Origin of the sequence: Archangium violaceum Cb vi76 (genome assembly GCF_000733295.1) — a bacterium.
Taxonomy (GTDB): domain Bacteria; phylum Myxococcota; class Myxococcia; order Myxococcales; family Myxococcaceae; genus Archangium; species Archangium violaceum.
Genome location: NZ_JPMI01000409.1, coordinates 31939 through 53645, shown reverse-complemented (window position 1 = coordinate 53645; position 21707 = coordinate 31939). Strand labels below are relative to the sequence as shown.

General features: G+C 69.7%; 13 protein-coding genes. 1 reads left to right on the top strand and 12 read right to left on the bottom strand.

Annotated features, from left to right (window positions below; translation table 11 throughout):
• Positions 1-605: 605 nt before the first annotated feature.
• The 5 genes from Q664_RS49560 to hslO all read right to left on the bottom strand — a co-directional run bounded on the left by Q664_RS49560 (position 606) and on the right by hslO (position 8128).
• Positions 606-1994 (bottom strand): sigma-54-dependent transcriptional regulator, encoded by a 1389-nt coding sequence (locus tag Q664_RS49560; protein WP_043413985.1) that lies wholly within the window; start codon positions 1992-1994, stop codon positions 606-608.
• Between the two features lie 41 nt (positions 1995-2035).
• Entirely contained in the window at positions 2036-4546 is a 2511-nt protein-coding gene (locus tag Q664_RS49555) for an ATP-binding protein (protein WP_043413951.1), read from the bottom strand.
• Positions 4543-6459 (bottom strand): selenocysteine-specific translation elongation factor, encoded by a 1917-nt coding sequence (gene selB / locus Q664_RS49550; protein ID WP_043413949.1) that lies wholly within the window; start codon positions 6457-6459, stop codon positions 4543-4545. Before selB ends, Q664_RS49555 begins: the two co-directional genes overlap by 4 nt.
• A gap of 24 nt (positions 6460-6483) precedes the next feature.
• A complete protein-coding gene (locus Q664_RS49545; RefSeq protein WP_043413983.1) occupies positions 6484-7131 on the bottom strand; it encodes a phosphoribosyltransferase in 648 nt (215 codons plus the stop codon).
• A 97-nt stretch (positions 7132-7228) separates the two neighbouring features.
• A complete protein-coding gene (gene hslO, locus Q664_RS49540) occupies positions 7229-8128 on the bottom strand; it encodes an Hsp33 family molecular chaperone HslO (protein ID WP_043413946.1) in 900 nt (299 codons plus the stop codon).
• Positions 8129-8385: 257 nt separating this feature from the next.
• Here hslO and Q664_RS49535 point away from each other — a divergent pair, with 257 nt between their 5' ends.
• A complete protein-coding gene (locus Q664_RS49535; RefSeq protein WP_043413943.1) occupies positions 8386-9105 on the top strand; it encodes a succinate dehydrogenase/fumarate reductase transmembrane subunit in 720 nt (239 codons plus the stop codon).
• Between the two features lie 118 nt (positions 9106-9223).
• Here the strand turns inward: Q664_RS49535 and Q664_RS49530 are convergent, their stop codons facing one another.
• The 7 genes from Q664_RS49530 to Q664_RS59830 form a co-directional block, all read right to left on the bottom strand.
• A complete protein-coding gene (locus tag Q664_RS49530) occupies positions 9224-9742 on the bottom strand; it encodes a single-stranded DNA-binding protein (protein WP_043413941.1) in 519 nt (172 codons plus the stop codon).
• Between the two features lie 185 nt (positions 9743-9927).
• Positions 9928-12168: a D-alanyl-D-alanine carboxypeptidase/D-alanyl-D-alanine endopeptidase gene (dacB, locus tag Q664_RS49525; RefSeq protein WP_043413936.1), complete on the bottom strand. Its 2241-nt coding sequence runs from the start codon at positions 12166-12168 to the stop codon at positions 9928-9930.
• A 288-nt stretch (positions 12169-12456) separates the two neighbouring features.
• On the bottom strand, positions 12457-13248 hold the full coding sequence (locus Q664_RS49520) for an SDR family oxidoreductase (protein ID WP_043413934.1): 792 nt from the start codon (positions 13246-13248) through the stop codon (positions 12457-12459).
• A gap of 129 nt (positions 13249-13377) precedes the next feature.
• Positions 13378-15711 (bottom strand): DUF7948 domain-containing protein, encoded by a 2334-nt coding sequence (locus tag Q664_RS49515; RefSeq protein ID WP_152622821.1) that lies wholly within the window; start codon positions 15709-15711, stop codon positions 13378-13380.
• Between the two features lie 71 nt (positions 15712-15782).
• Positions 15783-18158 (bottom strand): DUF7948 domain-containing protein, encoded by a 2376-nt coding sequence (locus Q664_RS49510; RefSeq protein WP_152622820.1) that lies wholly within the window; start codon positions 18156-18158, stop codon positions 15783-15785.
• Positions 18159-18245: 87 nt separating this feature from the next.
• Positions 18246-20582 carry a DUF7948 domain-containing protein gene (locus tag Q664_RS49505; protein ID WP_152622819.1) on the bottom strand — a complete coding sequence of 779 codons (2337 nt, stop codon included), beginning with the start codon at positions 20580-20582 and terminating at the stop codon, positions 18246-18248.
• A gap of 135 nt (positions 20583-20717) precedes the next feature.
• On the bottom strand, positions 20718-21677 hold the full coding sequence (locus Q664_RS59830) for a tetratricopeptide repeat protein (protein ID WP_043413925.1): 960 nt from the start codon (positions 21675-21677) through the stop codon (positions 20718-20720).
• Positions 21678-21707: the final 30 nt, after the last annotated feature.

Below are 21707 nucleotides of genomic sequence, written 5' to 3'. Positions count from 1 at the left end.
TTCTTCTCGGAAGCTCACCTGAAGGTGCTGAAGCGGTGGGGGGGAACCTCTTCAGCCTCACTTCGACGTGCTCTGTGTCTACCCTATAGCAGCCGCCGTGCCAGCCCTTCCAGCGCTCGAATCCCCAGTGATTCCAGGTGTCTGGCGTTTCGAGCCAGTCCTCGGCGCCGGAGCGGCTTGCAGCCCTGCATTGCAGCCCTGAAATGCCCTTGCAGATCTGAAAAGGCTCCGGAGCTGGAACTCGAGGCCCGAAAAGAAGGCGGCCCGGCACCCTCAAGAAGGGGGCCGGGCCGCGGGTTCTTCTAAATTAAGCTCATCGGAGACACTGAAGTGGTGGGGGGGAACCTCTTCAGCGCTACATCGACGTGCTCCGGTTATATTCCTTAGCACTCACCGTGCCAGCGCTTCTGGAATCTCAGAGTCCAGTAACTTCAAGCACTTAGCAATCCAAGTGGCTTCCGAGGCCCCGCGCTGCCCATTGCATCCCTGCAATCCGTTTGCAGAAGTGAAAATCCGCAATCATCTCAAGCACTTCTGTTTTTCAGGATTGAAGGGGCATTTCATTCCTGGCGGGGTGTCCCCTTCCGGACATCCCCCGTGCGGATTCAGTCGCGATGATCCGCCCCGGACGGACGCAGGTTGAGGCGCTTCATCTTCCGCCACAGGGTGGTGGAGGAGACGGAAAGCTCCTCGGCCACGCGGCCCAGGTCCACCCCGTGCCTTTCCAGGGCCTGGGCAATGGCCCGCCGCTCGGCCTCCTCCACCGCCTCGGCCAGCGTGGGCATCCGCATGCCGGTGTCCGGGGAGGACACCTGTGGGCTCCCCACCGGTCCACTGGCCTCCACGCGAGCGTTGGGGGGCAGCGGAAAGTCCTCGGGCAGCAACTCCACGCCCTCCGCCAGCGCCGCCGCCTGCTCCACCAGGTTCTCCAGCTCGCGCACGTTGCCCGGGAAGCTGTAGCCCGTCAGGTGCCCCACCACGGCCTCCGACAGCCGCTTCGGGTTGGGGCTGCGCGCATTGGCCCGCTTGAGGAAGTGCTCGACCAGCTCGGGCACGTCCTCCAGGCGCTCGCGCAGGGGCGGCACCCGCAGCGTCACCACGTTGAGCCGGTAGTAGAGGTCCTGCCGGAAGCGCTTCTCGCGCACCTCCAGCTCGATGTCCCGGTTGGTGGCGGCGACAATCCGCACGTCCACCTTCGTGGAGGTGGACTCGCCCACGCGCCGCACCTCGCCCTCCTGCAGCGTGCGCAGCAACTTGGACTGGAAGGCGGGCGTCGTCTCCGTCACCTCGTCGATGAAGAGGGTGCCGCCGTCCGCCTCCTCCACGAGGCCCCGCCGGGCCCGCACCGCCCCGGTGAAGGCCCCCTTGGCGTGGCCGAACAGCTCGCTCTCCAACAGCGTCTCGGAGATGGCGGCGCAGTTGACGGGGACGAAGGGCTTGTCCTTGCGCCGGCTGTGCGCATGCACCGCGCGGGCGACCAGCTCCTTGCCCGTGCCGCTCTCGCCCTGCACCAGCACCGTGGCGTCGCTCTGCGCCACGCGCGTCAGGCGCGACGTCAGCTCGCGCATCGCCGGGCTCCGGCCCACCAGCGCGCTCAGGCCGTGACGCTCGTTGAACTCGCCGGTGAGCAGGTCCACCGTCGTCTGCATCTGGGCCCGCTCCAGGGCGCGCTCCACCCGGTAGCGCAGCTCCGCCTCCTTGAAGGGCTTGGTGACGTAGTCGAACGCCCCCTCGCGCATGGCCTGCACCGCGGTCTCGATGGAGCCGAAGGCCGTCATCATGATGACCTGCAGGTGCGGGGCCACCTCCAGCGCCTTCTTCAGCAGGGTGAGCCCGTCCATGGGCTCCATCTTCAGGTCCGTCAGCATCACGTCCACCCGTGTGTTCGACAGGGTGGCGAGCGCCTCATCCCCCGTGGCGGCCTCGAGGACGGTGTAGCCATCGGTACGCAGGAGCAGCGCGGTGGTGGCGCGCATGTTCCGCTGGTCGTCCACGACCAGGATGCAATCACGAGTCAGGGGCTTGGATGCGTCGTTCACGGCGGGCTCGTCGGCTGGGAGAGGGGAAGACGGAAGGTGAAGGTGGTGCCACGGCCCGGCTTGCTCTCCAGGGCCAGCTCGCCGTGGTGCACCTCGACGTTGCGCTTGACCACGGCGAGCCCCAGGCCCGTGCCCTGGGCCTTGGTGGTGAAGAAGGGCTCGAAGACGCGGTGAGCCAACTCGGTGGGGATGCCACAGCCCTGGTCCGCCACGTCGATGCGCAGCACGTCCTTGTTGCCATGGGCCTCGCGGCGGGCGCGCACCTGCACCACCCCGCCCTGCGGCATGGCCTGGATGGCGTTGACCAGCACGTTGACGAGCGCCTGGCGGATGAGCCGCCGATCCATCGGCACGCGGGGCACGTCCTCCGCCACGTCCACCGCGAGGGTGACGTGGTGGGAGGAGCCCTGTTGCTGGGTACTCGCGAAGTCCAGCGCGTCCTGGAGCACCTGGGGCACGTCCTCGGGCTGTAAAATGGTCTCGCGCGGGCGGGTGTAATCCAACAGGTCCCCCACCATGCGGTTGAGCCGGTCGCTCTCCTCCGAGAGGATGTCCAGCAGCATGGCCGCGTCGCCCTCTGCCTTGAGCAGGCGGCGCAGCGAGGCCACGGCGTTGAAGATGACGCCCAGCGGATTGCGCACCTCGTGGGCCACGATGGCGGACAGATCGCCGAGCGCGGAGAAGCGCTCGCGCTGCACCATCTCCGCGCGCGCGGCGGCCAGCTCCGCGTACGAGGCCCAGAGCGACTCGTAGAGCCGGGCATTGGCGATGGCCAGGGAGATCTGCCCACACGTGGCCTCGGCCAGCTCGATGAAGGCGGTATCGAAGGTGCGCGGCTGGCGGGTGTCGTCCACCAGCACCACGCCGATGAGCTCCTCGCGCGAGGTGAGTGGCAGGGCCAGCAGGGCCTTCTCCTCGAAGCGGCGGACGAGCGCGCGCTTCTCCATGCCCTCGACCTTCGACAGGTCCGGAATGGAGATCGGCCGGCGCTCGCGGGCCGCGCGCGCGGCGACGCTGCCAGGGTCATCCAGCGAAATCACCACGGTGCGGAAGAAGTCGCGGTGGGTGGCGGAGGCGGCGGCGCCCCGCAGCACCCCGGCCTGCTCGTCATGCAGGAGGATGAAGCAGTTGGAGACGTCCAGCAGCTTCACGAGGGAGTCCGACGCCACGTCCAGGATGCTGGCCACCTCCAGGGTGGCGGTGGTGGTCCGCGCCAGGTCCAGCAGCAGGCGCGTGTCCGCGAGCTGCCGGGCGGACTCGGTGCGCAGGCGGCGCTGATCCAACAGCGTCATCAACAGCTCGGACAACGTGCCCAGCAGCCGCAGGTCCGCGCCGACGAAGGGGCGGCCGGGCGGACGCAGCACCTGGAGGAGCCCCCGCGCGTGGCCGCCATGCGCCAGACGCACCACCGCGCCACAGCCCAGACGGCCGCCCGTGGCCTCCAGCAACACGCGCTCCTCGGCCTCGTTGGAGAGCACGGCGCCCCGGGCCACCACCGTGGACGGCGACAGGCCGCCCAGCGGCACGGCGAACCTCACCTGCAGCTCCCCATCCAGCCCCACCTGCGCCGCGAGGACGAGCTCGCCCTCGGGCATCCGAGGCGAGTACAGCAGCACGGCCTCCGCGCCGAGCAGCGAGGCCAGGCGCGAGAGGAAGTCCTCGGGCGAGGGCGGCTCGGGCTGGGCGACGAAGCGCGCCGCCTCGGCCACCGCCACCATCTCCCACCGGCCCCGCTCCACGTCCGTCAGCAGCCGCGCGTCGGTGAGGGCCGCGCCCACCACCTTGGCGAAGAGCGCCAGCACCGAGCCGTAGGACGGGGACAACCCCACCTTGGCCACCCACAACACCTCCGACAGCGTGGTGCCCAGCGGAAGGTAGACGGGAGTGGCTTCATCCCGCGAGGGGCCGAACACGGGCCGCCCTTCGGACAAGGCCCGCAGTCCCAGCGCCCCATCCTCCGGAGGCAGGGCTCCGTCCCGGGCGAGGAAACGCTCCCCATCGCGCACCAGGAAGCTCGCGGTGAAGCCCGCGTGGGTGAGGCCCGCCAGGGCCACCCGCCGCACCGCATCCTCCGAACGTGCCGCGACGAGCTCCGCGCTCGTCTCCACCAGGCGCTCGGCCACCACCAGCTCCGCCGGCCGCTGCCCCAGCACCAGGCAGTTGATGAGCATCGCCGGGCCCACCTCCTCCACCTCCACCAACCGCACGTGGGACGCCACCTCCAGCACCCCACCGTCCGGCCTCGGCATCAGGTAGCGCGGGGGCTCCCGTTCCGTCAGCGTCCCCTCCTCCCGCTGCCGCTGGCGCACCTCCAGCCGCGCCCGGTCCTCCGGACGCACGAACTCCAGGAAGAGCTGGCCCTCCACCTGCTCCCGGCTCCGCCCCAGCATCTCCAGGTAGGCCTCGTTGGCCACCAACACCCGGCCCCCGTGCGCCACGTACATGGGGTTGCCAAAGGACTCGATGAGCTCTCGCAGTCCCGTCTCGCTGTAACGCTTCGTCCTCATGCGCGCCGCAGCACCCGTTTCTCTCCGACCCGCAGCGTTACCTTCTCGCGGTCGAAGTACTCCGAGAGGGGAATCACGAACTTCCGGCTCTGCCCCACCAGTTCCTTGAAGGCCTGGGTGGAAATCTCCTTCTTCTCGCGCAGGTGGGCAACCAGCCGCTCCTTCAGCTCCGCCAGCGCTCCCGTGTCGAAGAATAGCTCCTCGCTGACCCGCACCACCCGGCCCTCGGCCATCGCCACCTTGAGCAGCTCCTGCACCCGGGCCGCCGGCAGCCGCAGCCGCTCGGCCAGCTCGTTGAGCGTGGGGGGCGCCAGGCCCGCCGCGGAGAGGTCCGCCACCAGCCGCGTGCGCGCCGCGTCCTCGTCCAGCGACAGCGTGCGGCCACGCCCCTTGAGGCGCACCACCTCCTTGTCCACCTCCACCTTCCCCGCGTCCGTCAGCGCCTGCACCACCCGCGTGAAGAGCCGCGCGTCCAGCTCGCCCGACAGCCGCTGGCGCAGCTCCTCGCGCGACAGGCCCTCGCGCAGCGGCTCACGCTCGTGGAAGGCCGCCAGCAGCGCCAGGGCACGCGCCCGCAGGCCCTCGAACACCTCGCCCGAGACGTACAGCCGCTTCTCCCGGTCCACCAGCAACGCCGTGCCCCGCGCGCCCACCAGCTCCAGCGTCCTCGAGAGCACCTTGGGCGCGAGCGCCGAGCGGGCGAAGAGCTCCTGCTGCGTGAGGCCCCGGTAGCCCGACTGGCGCAGCAACCACGCCACCTGGCCTCCCGCGTCCGCCTCCAGCAGCGGCGCCACCACCTCGGCGCCCCCCTTGCGGCGGCGCGGCGGCATGATGGACAGCACGCGTCCACCCGCCAGCGTGGCGCCCCGGCCCGGCAACGCGCGCGAGCCCCGGAGGATGAAGCGCTGGCCCGGCAACGCCGCCAACGGCTCGGACAGCCGCAGCTGCGCGAGCGCCGTCTCTCCCGGCTCCAGCTTCTCCAGGTCCAACAGTGCCACCGTGGCCTCCACCTGCGCGGTGCCCAGGTGCAGCAACAGCTTGCGGCGCTTGGGAAGCCCCTCCTCCGCCGCGGGCAGCAGGCTCAGCTCCACGTCCAGCATGCGCGTCTCGGGCACCTCGCCGGCCTTCACCAGCACCATGCCACGAGCAATCGCCTCGGGCTCCACGCCCGTCAGGTTCACCGCGGTGCGCTGGCCCGCCGCCACCTTCCGCACCGCCTCGCCGTGCATCTGCAGCCCGCGCACGCGCAACGGGCCCGGCAGGCCCGGCAGCAGGGACACGGCGTCCTCCACCGCGAAGGTGCCCGACAGCAGCGTGCCCGTCACCACCGTGCCAAAACCCTTGATGGTGAAGGCCCGGTCCACCGGCAGGAAGGCGGGGCCCTCCGAGGGTCGCGAGGACAGTCCCCTCGCCACCCGGGTGAGCGCGGCCCGCAACGCGTCCAGCCCCTCCCCCGTCCTCGAGGACACGGGCACCACCGGCGCGCCCTCCAGGAAGGTGCCCGCCACCAGCGTGGCCAGGTCCGCCTCCACCAGCGCACGCCACTCGGCGCCCAGCTCCACCAGCAGGTCCGACTTGGTGAGCGCGATGGCCCCGGCCTTCACGCCGAGCAGCCGGCAGATGTCCAGGTGCTCGCGCGTCTGGGGCATCACCCCCTCGTCCGCCGCCACCACCAGCACCGCCAGGTCCACCCCGCCGGCGCCCGCCGCCATCGCCTTGACGAAGCGCTCGTGCCCGGGCACGTCCACCACGCCCGCCACCGTGCCATCGTCGAGCTTCAGGTGCGCGAAGCCCAGCTCGAGGGTGATCCCCCGGCGCTTCTCCTCCTTGAGCCTGTCGGTATCGATACCGGTGAGCGCCTTGACCAGTGACGTCTTGCCGTGATCGATGTGCCCCGCGGTGCCGATGATCATCTCGCCCCTGGTTCTCCCTCCCGGCTAGGCGCCCGCCTTGTCCGGGTCCACGTCGAAGCGCTCGTCCTCGGTGACGGACTCGTAGTCCCACGGGAACACGACGAGCGCCTCGGTGGGCAACGCGCAGAAGTTCGGGGTGAAGCCCCCGGGCCGGGCCACCAGCGAGGCGGTGTTCACCTCCTTGGCCCCCACCTTCTGGGCCAGCGCCGTGGCCAGCTCCAGCGTGTCGCCACTGGAGACGACATCGTCCACGATGAGCACGCGCTTGCCCTTGAGCTCGCGCGGCATCTCCCCGCTCAGCTTCGGCTTGGCCGCGCCCTTGTCCCGGCTGCGGCGGCTGATGCGCACCGGGTAGAAGTCACAGCCGAGCGCGCTCGACAGCGCCCCGCCCACGAACACCCCGCCGTGCGCCACGCCCACCACCGCCTGGGGCTTGAAGGACTGGCTGATGGTGCGCGCGAGCGACTGCACCGCGCGGTCGAACTCCGCCCAGGACAACTCCTGGACGCTCCGGTTGGAGCGGGACTGGTCCCTCCCCGTGAGCTGGCGCGGCGCCTCCACCTGAGGCGCGAGAACCATGTCCGACGGGATGGAGACGAGCTTCTCCACCTGCTGCTTCTGGGAAGGCTTGCCCTTCGTACCCTTGGTGGGCGTTACCCGCTTGGTGGCCACGGGGAGGACTCCGGTCTGGGGTGCGGGCCGCGTCATACCCCGGGCCGCGCGGTGCCGCCACTCCCGCCGGAGCCCGCCTGCCTGCCCCGGGCCCGGCTCAGCTCGTCGCCTGGGCCATCGCCGCCAGAAGCTCGCGAATCTCCTCCCCGGTGACGACGTAGTGCGTCGTACAGAAGTGGCAGTCCGCCTTGGCCTCGCCCTCGTTGGCGAGGATGTCCTCCAACTCCGCCCGGCCCATGGTCACCAGGGCCCGCTTCACCCGCTCCTTGCTGCAACTGCACGTGAAGGACAGGGGGTAGCGGGACATCACCTCCAGATCCGCTTGGGGCACCAACGCCTTGAGGAGCGCCCCCGCCCCCTGGGCCGCGTGCGCCTTCACGGCGGACTCGAAGTCCCGGGCGAGCCGGTCCCCCAGCTCCTGGAAGGCCTCCTGGTCCCCATCCGGCAGCGGCTGGAGGAACATGCCGGCCACGGTGCCCAGCGGCTCGGGGGCGCCGTCGACGACGCCCGGCAGCACGGTGAGGTAGACGCGCGTGGGCAGCTGATCCGAGGTGGTGAAGTAGTGCTGCAGATCCTTGGCCAGGTCGAAGGCCTCGAGCTCCACCGCCGAGCGGTAGTACTCGCCCCCGCCCAGGTCGCGCAGCACCGACAGGAAGCCCTTGTTCCCCAGCGCGGGACGCCAGTGGTACTCCCCCTCGGCGCCCAGGTGCGACACGAGGGGATTCTTGGCATAGCCGCGCAGCACGCCCGTGGTGTCCGCGTCCACGAAGAGGCCCCGCAGGGGACCGTCGCACTCCAGCTGCAGGTTGATGCGCGAGTCGCTCTTCTGCAGCGAGCCCAGCAGGGCGCCGGCGGTGAGCGCCTCCGCCATCAACGAGGCCGAGGCCGGCGCGGAACGGTGCAGCTCGCGCGCCCTCCGGGCGAGCTCGCTGGCGGTGACGAGCACCACGCGCAGGTCGGTTTCCTTCAACAATCCACTGACGAGTTCATCAGCCATAGCGTCTGGAAGGTAGCGTGCCCACCCGCGGGTCGCTCGCCAATGACATTCAGCGACATGGAACCCTACAAGCTCCCCCGGCCGGGCTCCGGCCAGCGGGGCCTCCTGGCACGCATCACCCCGGCTGATACCTTCGTGCGCCCCGGCTGGCCCATCTGATGGCAGAAAGTCCTACCCGCGCGTGGGACGGGCTATAACCCCCTGTCCGTCCGACTGTCTCTCCTGCGGCCCCCAACCGCGCGATGTCCGGAGTATCGATGAGCACGCACGCCGCCACCGCTACCGACCTTTCCCAGAAGACACCGCTCCTCCAGTCCCGCCTGGGCTCGTTCCTCGCCGTGGTGCCGCTGAGCATCTGGGTGGTGAACCACCTGTGGGACAACCTCGCCGCCTTCTACGGGGGCGCGGCCTGGCAGAGCGCGGTGACGGAGTACAAGAACCCGTACGCGCAGGCCTTCACGTTCCTCATCGTGATGCTGCCGCTGCTCTTCCACACCGGCTGGGGCCTGGTGCGCATGTTCAGCTTCAAGCCGAACAACCTCGCCTACCCCTACTACGGCAACGTCAAGTACCTCGTTCAGCGCGTGGCCGGCATGGGCGTGCTCTTCTTCATCGGCGCCCACGTGTGGCTGGCCTTCCTCCAGCCCCGCCTCATCTACGGCGGCGCGGAGCCCTTCGCCGCCATCGCCTACGAGATGCACTGGCACCCGCCCACCATCGGCGTCTACGTGCTGGGCGTGCTGGGCACGGCGTACCACCTGGCCAATGGCCTCCAGGGCTTCGCCATGGGCTGGGGCCTGCTGGCCTCCGAGCGCTCCATGCGCCGCTTCGAGCCCTGGTCCATCGTCATCTTCCTCGTGCTGCTCAGCATCGGCTGGGGCGCCCTCTTCGCGCTCTACAAGGCCGGTGGCACCGAGCAGGTCATGCAGGAGCGCGCGCGCATCATGCAGGAGCGTGGCGTGGTGTCGGACCACTAGTCTCCCGCCCGACGCCTGGCACCCCCGGGAGCCCGCGCGCCGGGCTCCGGTAAGACGAACGGCCGCCCCGGTCTCCCGGGAGCGGCCGTTTCACTTCCATGCGCCGGGGCGCTCGGCCCTAGAACGGGATGTCGTCGTCCCCGCCGTTGCCGCCGCCACCGCCGCCGCCACCCTCGTCCATGCCCATGGGGGGCGCACCGTAGTCGTCGTAACCGCCCTGCTGCTGGCCACCGCCACGCTGCGAGTAACCCCCGCCGCGGCCCCCCCCCCCGCCACCACCGCCCGAGCCCGCTCCAGCGCCGTCACGGCCGCCGAGGAACGTCACCGCGTTGGCCACCACCTCGGTGGTGTAGTTCTTCCGATTCTCCTTGTCGGTCCACTCCCGCGTCTGCAGGCGGCCCTCGACGTAGCACTGACGGCCCTTCTTCAGGTACTCGCCGCAGAGCTCCGCGAGCTTCCCCCACACGACGATGCGGTGCCACTCCGTGCGCTCCTGCTTCTGGCCGTTCTTGTCCGTCCAGGTGTCGCTGGTGGCGATGCGGAAGTTGGCGACCGCCTGGCCGCCCGGGGTGAAACGCACCTCCGGATCCGCGCCGAGGTTGCCGATGAGGATGACCTTGTTGACTCCTCCAGCCATGATGCCTTGCCTTTCCACGAGGACCGGTCCACCACGGACCGGTCACATTGCGTCGGGTGGGGGCCCAACACCCACCACCGGACTCGCCCTATAGCATACCGGTCGAGTCCCCACCTGAACAGGGATTCACCCGGTCATCTGTCCGCTGCTGGGACGAGGGGCGGCCGAGCGTCCAGGGGCTGGACTCACCCGCCCGGACGGGTGTCGGCGGTGCGCTCGACGGCCCCCGGGCCCACCTGGACGGCGGAGGCCGGAGCCACCACCTGCGTGGGCACCAACGGCTTGGGGGCCTTCTCCTCGGCCACCTTGCGCGACAGCGCTCCGTCCAATCCGCGGGCGAACTCCGCCAGCTTCGTGTCCGTGGAGCCCAGGCTCTTCTTCAGCGCCTTCCAGAAGGGGTGCTCCGCCTCGCCGGCCAGCACCAGCCCGCGCGCCAGCAGCGTGGTGGCCAGCTCGCGATCCTTCACCGCGGCCCCCTTGAGCGCCAGCACCAGCTCCTCGGGCGCCGTGCGCGCCACCGCGCCCAGGCCCTCGGCCATCTCCGTCTCGGAGGTGGTGTCACCCGACGCGGCCGAGGCCAGCTCGATGACGCGCGAGAGCGCCTCCGCGTTGCCGTTGGCCGCCAGCTCCACCATGCTGCCCAGGCCCGGCACGTCCACCGACAGCTCCCGCGCCACCGAGCGCAGCCGGCCGTACACGTCCGAGCCCGCCGAGTAGCTGTCCAGCAGCGTGCGCACCCCGAGGTAGTCCTGCGGGTTGGACTGGTAGAGGCTCTCGGCCACCACCGCCCGCACCGCGGGGTCTCTCTCGCTGCGCCACGCCGTGCGCAGGAAGCCGATGTTGCGCGAGTCCCGCTGGCTGCCCAGCGCCAGGTACGTCTTCACCCGGCTGACCACCTCCGCCTGGGGGCTGCTGGACTGCTCGCCGCCGGCCAGCTCCGCCACCGCGCGCCCGGGGCCCAGCGTGGAGCCCACCGAGGCCAGGCCCGCGCCCAGCGCGTCCAGCCCGCGCACCACGGGGCCCGAGCGGCCCGGGTAGTCATTCACCATCATGGAGAAGATGAACTTCTCCCCACCGGCCGCCTGCACGTAGCCGCTCAGCGCCGACACGTTCTCCAGCGTGCCCGTCTTCGCGCGCAGCCGGCCCACCGCCTCCGTCCCGTCGAAGCGGTACCTCAGCGTGCCGTCCTTGCCGGCGATGCCCAGCGAGGACAGGTACTCGGGCGCCAGCGGGAAGCGCTCGTACATGTGGCGGAGGATCCGATCCAACTGCACGGCGGAGAAGCGGTTGGCGTCGTTGAGGCCGCTGCCGTTCTTCATCACGTAGGTGCCGCGGGGGATGCCCACCTCGCGCGCGAGGAAGTCCTCCACCACGTCGATGCCCTTGGCGAAGCTGCCCGGCGCGCCCCGCGCCTCGGCCCCCATCGTCTTGAGGAGCGTCTCGGCCACGAAGTTGCTGGAGAGCTTGTTGAGCCGCTTGAGGATGAGATCGAACGTCTCCGACTGGGCCACGTACACCAGCTTCGCCTTGGACGGCGTGAGGCCCGGCTTCACCTTGCCCTTCACCTTCACGCCCCGCGCGTTCAGCATCTGCTTGAGCGTCTGGCCGAAGTACATGGGCGGGTTGTCGATCTTCTTGTACACGCTCATGTAGGAGCCGCCGAGCGGCACCTGGCCCCGCACGACAATCTTCTGCTGCGCCCCCGCGGCGTCCGAGGCCACCGAGAAGCGGCGCGCCCGGGCATTGCCGGTGGTCAGCGCGTTCTCCACCACGAAGAAGTCGCTCTGCGGCTCGACCTCCACCACGCCCTTGGCGCCCAGGGCGTCACCGGGGCGCAGGTACACGCCCACCGCGTTCCAGTTGAGGCTCAGCGCCCCCGTGGGCGCCATGTAGGCCCGGTCCGAGTCCTCCTGATCGAAGCCCGGCGGCGTGCGCTCGGCGTCGAACCACGAGTCATCCACGATGACTTCCTGCACCTCGCGCAGGCCGGTGTGGAAGAGCTCGCCCACGATGCCGTAGAGGCGCTCGGTGGTGACGGAGGGGTCCCCCTTGCCGCGCACGTAGAGCGTCTTGGCCTTGATGCCATCGGACTCGGCCTCCACGAGGAACTCGGTCTCGTAGCGGTACTCGGGCCCCAGCGTGCTGAGGGCCGCCGCCGAGGTGACCAGCTTCACGTTGGAGGCGGGGTTGAGCAGCTCGTCGGCGTTGTGGCTGAACACCACGCTGCCGTCATCGAGGCTCATCATGTGGACGGCCACGCGGCTGGCGTTGAGGGGCTCGCGCTGGAGCACCTGCATCAACGAGGCCTTGAGCGCCTCGCGCTCCGCGCGCTTCTTGTCGTCCGGCGCGGCGGCACCCGCACGCGGAAGCGTGACGAAAATGGCGACCGTCACGGCCAAGAGGATTCTGGCTCGGTGGACCTGCACGTGCTCTCCGGGAAAAGTGAGGGCCATTATGGGAGGCGGACTGGGGGGCGGCAAGGGAGACACGTCACCGGAACTGCCCTCGTGGGCGCCCGGCCTTCCACCAGGCGGCAAAGCGTTGCCCCATCTGTGGACCAGTGTTCTCTTCACGAGAGAAAACGAGCAGGCGGCCAGGCGGGTTCCCCGAGGGAGGAGCCTACCCACCCGTGCCGACATGGCGGCGGCGTTCGGGGGGAGTAAGAGGGCCTCCGACAGGCCTGTCCAGGGACGGAGACGCTCGAGGGCTTCTGACTACCAGGGGATGGATCGGCGGTTGCGGAAGAACCCGCCCGAGGGACCGTCCGGGGGAAGCGTTGCGGCCCATACGATTGAATCCGCGCCCTCCTCCACCCCCTTGGGGGCGTGCGCGCCCCCCATGCGCGTCTTCACCCAGCCCGGGCAGACGGCGTTCACGAGGAGGTGACGCGGCTTCAGCTCCTCGGCGAGCAGGCGGGTCAGCGCGTTGAGCCCCACCTTCGAGACGCGGTAGGCCGAGCCCGGCCACCCCTTCTGCGCGTACTGGCCGCCGCGCACGTCCTCGACGAAGGACCGCACCAGCGAGACCAGGTCCGCCTTCGGCGGGGGCGGGTCGAAGCGCTGGCGGAGCGCGGGGGACAGGCCCTCCAGCTCGCCCACCCCGCTGGACACCATGACGATGCGGGCGTGCTCCTCCAGGAGGGGCAGGAGGCGCTCGGTGACGTGCAGCGGGCCGAGGAAGTTCACGGCGACGGTCCGCTCGGCGACGTTCGCGTCGAAGCCCTCCATGGCGATGCCCGCGTTGTTGACGAGCGCCGCGAGCCGGGTGCCCTGGCGCTCGAGCCGGTCCACCAGCTTGTCGAGGCTCTCCGGGGAGGTGACGTTGAGCGGCTCGAAGACGACATCGAGCCCCTCGGCGTGCAGGGCCGCGGTGGCCTTGGCGCCCTCGGCGATGTCCCGGGCCGTGAGCAGCACCCGCATGCCGAGCCGCCCCAGTTGCCGGCAGACCTCGAGTCCGATTCCCCGGTTGCCCCCCGTCACCAACGCCGTGCCCGTCACCTTCTCCATGTGCCTGCCTCCTCCGCGCTGGAGGAGGTTAATGCCCACGGCCACCCGCCCGGTGACGAACCGTATGAACTTGTCCAACTGTTGGACAACTTCGTGAAGAGCGTGCCCGGAGGCCGCCCCCGGCATCCGTCAGGCGCGCGGCCTCCGGCGCGAGACGAGCAACGCCAGCCCGGCGAGTACGCCCAGCGCGAGGGCTCCCGGTCCCCCGCTGGTGACACTGGCGCCACAGGACCAGCCCAGCGCGGACAGGGGGTCCTGTTGCTCGTCCGGGTCCTCCCCCGATCCGGGCCCGGGTCCTGGCCCTGTCGGTGTAGCACTCGTATCCACGGCAAACAGGAACATGCTGTATGCGTCCGCCCCGACCCCATTCACGGTCGGGTCGAAGCCAGCGTCGGAGTACTGGAGATCGGACGAGGTCGTGGAGCCTCCGATGAAGAGGCGGTCCGGGTTCTGGTTGTCCACCTGCAGCGCGAAGACCTCATCCTTTCCGTTCCCGCCCACATAGGAAGCCCACTCGATCTCGGGCTTCGGCTCGAGCCGCACCCTCGCCACGAAACCATCGTGGTTGAATGAGTCCATGTTCAGGGAGGTGTCGAAGCCTCCATCCGCGTTCAGGTCGGGCGAATCCGTGAGTCCGCCCAGATAGACGCGTCCAGCGGAGTCGGTCGTCACGGTGCGGAGCTCATCTTTCTTCGAGCCTCCGAGAAGCGTCGTGTTCCCCAACTCCAGCCTGCTCCCGTCATCCCGGACCACGGAGACAAAGATGTCGCTCTCCCCCTTGACCGCGCCGAATTCCGGGAAGTTGGTCGAGGTCGTATAGCCCCACACCAGCACCTGAGTTCCAACCCCGCCATCGGCAACCCCGCCATCGAGCGGGGTCAACGCGATCCCATACTCGTTCCTGTCCCCTGCCATGATGACGCGCGGACCTTCCTCGGGGCTGCTCCCGTTGACTCCGGAGACCAGGGTGACAATGGCATTCGTGACGGCTCCAGGAAGATCGCTGTAGGAGCCGACGGCGTAGACGGAACTGTCGTCCCTGGGAGCGAGGCGCGTTATGGTCTCATCCGCCGATCCATCCCTGGGGCCCTTGAGGCGCAGGGTCCAGTCCATCGTGCCCTGGAGAGGATCGATTCGGGAAATCAGGGCGTCGTACTGGTCGACGGTCGAGCCGCCGTCCTCGAGAGGCACCCTGTTGGCAGTTTGCCCGGAGACCAACAACCGTCCGTCCGGGCCCCGGATCAGGTCGGAGATCTCGTCGTCATCACCACCCCAGTCAACCCGTCTGAACCAGTCGAGCTTTTTTCCAGAGGAATCGAGCCGGGCCACGAAGCCATCACTGAAGTCATCAGGCCCCCCTCCCCCATCATGACGGCTGACCGCTGTACCGCCGTCGGACAGCGTCCACTCGATGGCCGGTGACGTGGTCAAGCCCGCGACGTACAACTCACCTGATTCACCGATGAGCAACTCGCTGGCGAGGTCCTCGCCCGAGTCGCCGAGCAGGGTCCACCAGACAATCCCGCCATCCGCCTGGAACCTGGCGATGAGCACATCGGACTGCCCGCCCAGATGACCAATGGGTTGCCCCCCTGGCGGCGGGAGCACTGGGCTGCCGCCGAGAGTGCCCACGATGAAGGTGTGCCCCACGTTGTTCTGCTGGATGGCCTCGACCGCATCCGCGTAACCAGGACCGCCGAAATAGGTGTTCCAGAGCACGAGCGGATCCACCACCACCGGGCGCTCCGGGTCCTCCACGTCCACCTCGATGGCGTAGGCCCACCGCTCCGGCCCCACCGGGCGCGCATCCGTGAACCGGCAGCCCACCGGCTTCAACATCCCGTCCGCCCACTCCTGAGCGCAGTGCAGCCCCTGCTCACGCAGCACGCCCTCGCCCAGGTCCACCTCCAGCGCGCGTCCCTGCTCCACCACCCGTACCTCCCGCGCGCCGGCGTATTCCAGCGTCACCCGCCGCAAGTCCGCCCCGCGCTCGGCTCGAAAGCCGTACTCCACGCCCTCGGCACGCTCCTCGAACCACAGGTCCACTCCAGGCAGCACACCCGGGTAGCGCAACCCCTCGTAGGTGGGAACCTCCCGCTCCCAGGATTTCCTCGGCCCCGTCAGCCGATGGAGCTTCGCCTCCCGCGGCTTCTCCGCCTGGGGCGACACCGCGCGTCCCCCCGCCACACTCCAGCCCAGGGTACGGGACTGCTGGGTCCGCGACGGTAGGCTCAGCTCCACGCCCCTGTCGGTGAAAAGAGCCCGGGAGCGCAGGTGCCGCAGCTCGAACTTCCCCGCCGATCCCTTGGGCGCCGGAGCGATGCCCGGCCGGAAGACGGGCGCCATCAGATTGGCCGGCTTGTCCACGGCCGGCGCACTGGAAGACCTGGGCTGGCTCACCGCCCCCCACGACACGAGGATGATTCCGGCAGCAGCCACCGCACCGAATAGACGACGAGACACGACAGCCCCCTCTTCAGAAAAAGCGAACCAGGTCATCCACCGAGCGAGACCCCACGCCTGAACCGGACCCCTCATCCATGATGGGCCTCCCGCTTCCGGCGACGAGCAAGCAGCGCCAGACCGGCGAGCGTTCCGAACGCGAGTGCCCCCGGCCCACCGCTGCGTCCACTGACACCACAGGACCAACCCAGGGGAGATGTGGGCACGGACATGCCTCCATCCGTCCCCGCGTCCACACCGACATCCGTTCCCGCGTCCACCCCCGCGTCCACGCCCGCATCCGTCCCCGCGTCCACACCCGCATCCGTCCCCGGCTCCGGCGTGGAGGCATCCTGCTCCACGGACATGAGGAACAACTCCGTCCCTCCTTTCGGCGTCTTGGAGTAGCCAGGAGTCCCCAGGGGAACCAGGTCATCGGAGCTGGTGGTGCCACCCAGGAAGAGGCGCCCCGGGCGCTCACTGTTCAAGGCGAGCACCACGTCCTCTCCCCCACCTCCCACCAACGAGGACCACGACAGCGGAGCGCCCGCATCGACCTCCAACCGGGCCACGAACCCCTCGGTCGACCCGCCGTAATTCCTGTCGAAGGGCTGCTCGAGCGGGAAATCACCCGGCGAGGCGGTCTTCCCTCCCAGGTAGACGATGTCCCTTCCGGCGGCCGCGGGGCTTCGATCAACAGCCAGGGCCAGGCCCTCGTCATCGGCCATGGAGCCGCCGACGACACGCACCGCCTTCAGCGCGAAGGAGTCCCTGTCGAGCGTCACCACGAAGGCATCGGACACGGCGGCGGAGCCCGTCTGCAGCGGGAAGCCCGCCGAGCGGGTCGTACCGGCCACGAAGAGGTTGGCATCGCCGGCCCCCTTGAGGGCGAGCGCGCGTCCCTCGTCGTTGCCCAACCCACCCAGGTAGAGACTCCTGTCGACCCCGCCCGTCGCCGGGTTCAACCTCGCGACGAGGACATCATCCGTGCCCGCGGGCCCCGCATGGGTCCGAAGGGCACCCGGGAGCAGACCGGGCGAGGCCGACCTGCCCGTGACGTAGACCCTGCCCCCTTCATCCACCGTGACCGCGTAGAGGACGTCGTCGTGGGTCCCTCGCCCCAGGGTGGACCACTCCAGCGTGGTCGCGACGGAGCCATCCGGGGCGGTCGCGGGGTGGAGCCTGGTCACGAAGGCGTCCCTGCCCCCATCCGTGGAGGCATCGGGCGCTCCGGGAAAGTCCTGGGAGGTGGTCTCCCCCACGACGAAGAGGCCGCCATCGGCCCCGGTGGAGATGGCGTGGATGGCCTCATTCCCGCTCGGCGAGCCCACGAGGTAGATCCACCGGAACCGCCAGGCCGCCGGATTCGACACATCCAACTGGGCAACGAACCCGTCTCCCAGTCCCGCGCCCTTGTTGCTGGGGAACGTCCCGAAGGACTTCGACGTGGTCTCACCCGCGACGTACACCATGCCGTCCTTGCCAAGCGTGATGGACCGGCCGACGTCCACCCCCGAGCCATTCAGGATGCGCCAGCCCGCGAACCCACCCCCCTCGTGGAACCCGGCGACGATTACGCCCTTGCCTTCGATCTCCAACCCATCGATGCAATTGCAGGCCAGCAGGCTCGGATCGATCTCGACCGTACCGGCGACGAGAACCATCCCCGCGTCGGTGACGACCATGCCACCGAAGTCATCGGCCAGGGAGCCACCGAGATAGGTGTTCCATTGGATGACCGGATCCACCACCACCGGGCGCTCCGGTTCCTCCACGTCCACCTCGATGACATAGGCCCAGCGCTCCCGCCCCACCTGGCGCGCGTCCGTGAAGCGGCACTCCACCTCTCGCGAGACGCCACCCGGCGACTCCTGAGCGCACCACAAGCCCTCCTCGCGCAGCACCCCCTCCTCCAGATCCACCTCCAGCGCCCGCCCTTCGTCCACCACCCGCACCGCGCGCGCGCCCTCGTACTCCAGTTCCACCCGCCGCAAGTCCGCCCCGCGCTCGGCGCGGAAGCCGTACTCCACACCCTCGGCACGCTCCTCGAACCACAGGTCCACACCCGGCCGGACCCCCGGGTAGCGCAGGCCGCCATAGGAGGACACCTCGGGCGCAGCCCGCTGGAAGAACGGCGCCTCACGCGGCTTCTCCGCCTGGGGCCGCACCGCACGCGCGCCAGCCACACGCCACTCCAGCTCCCGCACCGGCCGGGTCTGGGAGGGCAGACGCAGCGCCATGCCCGTTTCGCGAAAGAGGGCACTGACACGCCCCCGCTGGAGCAGGTAGGGCCCCGGGGCTCCCTCGGGCGCCGGGATGATGCCCGGCCGGAGGGCATTGCTCAGCAATCGGGCGGGCCCGAGTGGCACCGGGGCTGGAACCGCATGGGAAGCGGGCTGGCTCACCGCCACCCACGACACGAGGATGGCTCCGGCCATGGCCACCGCACCAAACAATCGACGAGACACACGGCCCCCTCTCCAGAAAACGACGAACCAGCTGACGGACCGCCTCAACGCTCGTCCGTCCAGCGCCAGGAACCCACCACGGCGCAGCTATGAGCGCTTCGGACAGACATGCGTTCGGCGCCGCGAGGCGAACAGCCACAGCCCGGCGAGCGTGCCGAGCGCGAAGGTCACCGGCGCCCCTCCCGTGCTCGAGGAGCCACAGGACCAACCCAGCGCGGACTTCACTGGCTCCGTGTCCGGCTGCTCCGGCTCCTTGTCTGGTGGCTGCATTCCGCCATCCTGCGGCACTCCGCCGTCCTCCGGCACTCCGCCATCCTGCGGCACTCCGCCATCCTGAAGAGCCGGGTCCACCTGCATCACGAACAGGTCGTTCCCCCCATTGTGGCTCTTGAACGGGGCCACCTCGGTATTGAGGACGAGGTCGTTCGAGCTGGTGGTGCCTCCGATGAAGAGGCGCCCCTGAGGATCACCCTGCAGCGCGAGGACCGCATCCTCTTTGTTGCCGCCCACCCACGACGACCACTGCGGAACCTCCTCCCCGAGGACGACCCTGGCCACGAACCCCTCCGTCCCTCCGTCGCCGAAGACCGTGTCGAAACCACCATTCACGGGGAAGTCACGCGAGCGCGTCACTCCGCCCAGATAGATGGCGTTGTTGACGAGCGTGATGGCCCGCGCCTCGTCATCGCCGCTGGTGTTCCGCAGAACGCTCGAGCTCTTCAGGACAAACGTGTCCCGCTCGAGGCCCATGACGAAGGCCTTGGTCGTCGCGCTGGGAGTGGAGATGGGGCCCCCCGGGAACGTCATCGACCCGTACGTCCCCGCGACGAGCAGGGCGTTGGAGGACGGCTGGAAGACGAGTGCACGCCCCTCCTCGTTGCCCTGCCCACCGATGAACATGGAGAACTCCCCCTTCCCGTCCGGTTTCAGCTTCACGATGAAGGCGTCCGCCCCGCCATCACTGTGGGGGAGCGAGGGTGACGAGAACAGATCCGGCGACTCCGTCCTGCCCGTCACATACACCTGGTCGCGTTCATCCACGGTGACCGCATAGGCGATGTCCTGATTGCGTCCCCGGAACACCGTGGACCAGTCCTCGCGGGCGGCGTTGGGGCCCGCCTCGGTACCGGGCGTGAGCCGCGTGATGAAGGCATCCCAACCCCGGGCGGTGGCCGGGGGCGTCTCCTTGGGGAAATTGGACGAGTTGGTGGTTCCAACGATGAAGAGGCCCCCATCGGGTCCCACGGCGAGATCGTGAATGAGCTCATCTCCCGCATTCGTCCCCACCAGGTAGATCCACTCGAGGTCCAGCGACGAGGGATCGAGCTGGGCAACGAAGCCATCCTCTGTGTCCTCCGCACCATGGTTGGCGGGAATACCGAAGGCGGCCGAGCCGGTCACACCCGCGACGTACAGCTTCTTGTCTCCGAGCGCGATGGCATTGCCCATGTCGTCATTCGCGCCCCCGAAGACCGTCCAGTGGTCCAGGCCACCATCCGCATGGAGCCGGGCGACGACCACGCTCATTCCGCCCGGCACTCCCTGGGCTCGGGGAGCGTCGGAGGCCACTCCATGGGCGAGGGTGCCGGTGACGAAGAGCACTCCCCCGTCACCGCGGACCATGTCCCCGAACGAGTCGTCCGCCTCGACTCCGAAGTAGTCGTTCCAGAGGATGACCGGGTCCACCACCACGGGGCTCATGGGATCCGCCACGTCCACCTCGATGGCGTACTCCCAGCGATCCCCTCCCACCCGCCGCGCATCCGCGAACCGGCAGCCCACCTCGTACTGGACGCCGTCCGCGGCCTCCTGTGCGCACTTCAGGCCCCGCTCACGCAGCACCCCACTGCCCAGCTCCACCTCCAGCCCGCGTCCCTCCTCCACCACCCGCACCGCCTCCACTCCGGCGTACTCCAGCCGCACCCGGCGCAGCAGCTCTCCGCGCTCGGCGCGGAAGCCGTACTCCAGCCCTCTGGCGTGCTCCTCCACCCACAGGTCCACCCCCGGCAGCACGCCGGGGTAGCGCAGGCCTCCATAGGTGGGCACGTCCCGGACCCAGGACTCCCGTGGCCCCTCGAAGCGGTTGAGCTTCGCCTCCCAGGGCTTTTCGGCCTGGGGCGCCACCGCACGCGCGCCGGCCACTCCCCAGCCCAGCTCGCGCAACCGCTGCTCGCCCGAAGACAGGCTCAGCGTCAGGCCCGTGTCGGTGAAGAGGGCATGGGCGCTCCGGTGCCGCAGCACGAAGTGCCCTCTGGAGCCGGCCGGAACCGGGGTGATGCCCCACCGGAAGGAGGAGGACGACAGGACGCTGCCGGCCGGCCTGGAGCTGGCAGGAGAGCCGGAGAAACCGGGCTGGCTCAACGCCACCCAGGACACGAGGACGACACCAGCCGCGGCCAGTGCCCCCGATACACGACGTGACATCGAAGCCCTCCCGAAAAGGTGCATGGAGGCCCGTGCGGGCCCGTTGTTCTCACGGCCGCGTGCGACATGCTCCCGCCACCAGCCCAGGGCCACCCTTCGGCTTCCAGGGAGCGGGCGGCGGCGAACAGCAGACGCCTAGAACAGGTTGTAGCCCACGCCAGCGGAGATCACGATCAGGGTGGCATTGTACGGACTGGGCGCGTCGAGGAGGACCTCGCCCCCCACGTCCATCAGCAGGGAGACCTGGCGGGAGAGCGCCAGCCGCCCACCGACCGCCGCGCCGATTCCAAAGCGGGCGTCGCCATCGGGATTCTCGGCGGTTGCTCCGACCTTGGGGAACAGGGTTCCCCGCAGGGCCACCCGCGGCTGGAAGGCTCCGGTGCCGAAGAGATAGCCCGCCTCCAGCTCCCAGGCCCAACGCTCCCCGCCCGCCAGCGTCCGCACCGTGGCCTCCAGCGGCCCGCCTCCGATGGTGAGGCCCAACGCGCCCCCCATGGCGAGCTGGCCACCGGACAGGGCCGCCCCCACATCGCCATAACCGGTGAGCTCCGGACGCAACCGGAAGGTGGACACGGGCTCGGCAGGCGCCGGGACCTGGGGCTCGTCCACAGGCCCCACCTGCGCCTGCTGGTTCCGGGCCGCCGCCTCCTGCTCCCGCCTGCGCCGCTCGGCCTCCTCCTGCTCCCGCCTGAGCCGATCGGCCTCCTGGGCGGCGAGCCGATCACGCTCGGAGGGGTCAGGCTCCGGCGGCAACCGCTCGACCCCCAACCTGCCGCGCACCTGCTTCTCCATCTCCACCAGTTCGGGAGGAAAGAGAGCGGGATCCACCTGCGGCTCCGGGGTGGTCAGGGCCAACGCCTCGAGCTGCTGGCGCGCCTCATTCGTCTTCTTGAGCGCCAGCAGCGAGGCGGCGAGGTAGACGCGCGCACGAGCGCGATCCTCCTCGGAGCGCCGAGGGTTCTTGAGCTCCGCCTTCAGGGAGCGGCTCGCCTTGGCGTACTCGCCCCGCTCGTAGAGCCGGATGCCCGGTATCTTCGCCGCCCACGCGGACATGGGAACGAGCCACAGCAGCAGCAAGAGCGCGCGCAGGGACATGGTGATGGTGGATCCAGGAAGCAAAGCGCG

Coding starts and splice junctions, on each gene's coding strand:
- Q664_RS49555 (WP_043413951.1), bottom strand. CDS start 4,546: ATGAGGACGAAGCGTTACAGCGAGACGGGACTGCGAGAGCTCATCGAG.
- selB (WP_043413949.1), bottom strand. CDS start 6,459: ATGATCATCGGCACCGCGGGGCACATCGATCACGGCAAGACGTCACTG.
- hslO (WP_043413946.1), bottom strand. CDS start 8,128: ATGGCTGATGAACTCGTCAGTGGATTGTTGAAGGAAACCGACCTGCGC.
- Q664_RS49535 (WP_043413943.1), top strand. CDS start 8,386: ATGAGCACGCACGCCGCCACCGCTACCGACCTTTCCCAGAAGACACCG.
- Q664_RS49530 (WP_043413941.1), bottom strand. CDS start 9,742: ATGGCTGGAGGAGTCAACAAGGTCATCCTCATCGGCAACCTCGGCGCG.
- Q664_RS49520 (WP_043413934.1), bottom strand. CDS start 13,248: ATGGAGAAGGTGACGGGCACGGCGTTGGTGACGGGGGGCAACCGGGGA.
- Q664_RS49505 (WP_152622819.1), bottom strand. CDS start 20,582: ATGTCACGTCGTGTATCGGGGGCACTGGCCGCGGCTGGTGTCGTCCTC.
- Q664_RS59830 (WP_043413925.1), bottom strand. CDS start 21,677: ATGTCCCTGCGCGCGCTCTTGCTGCTGCTGTGGCTCGTTCCCATGTCC.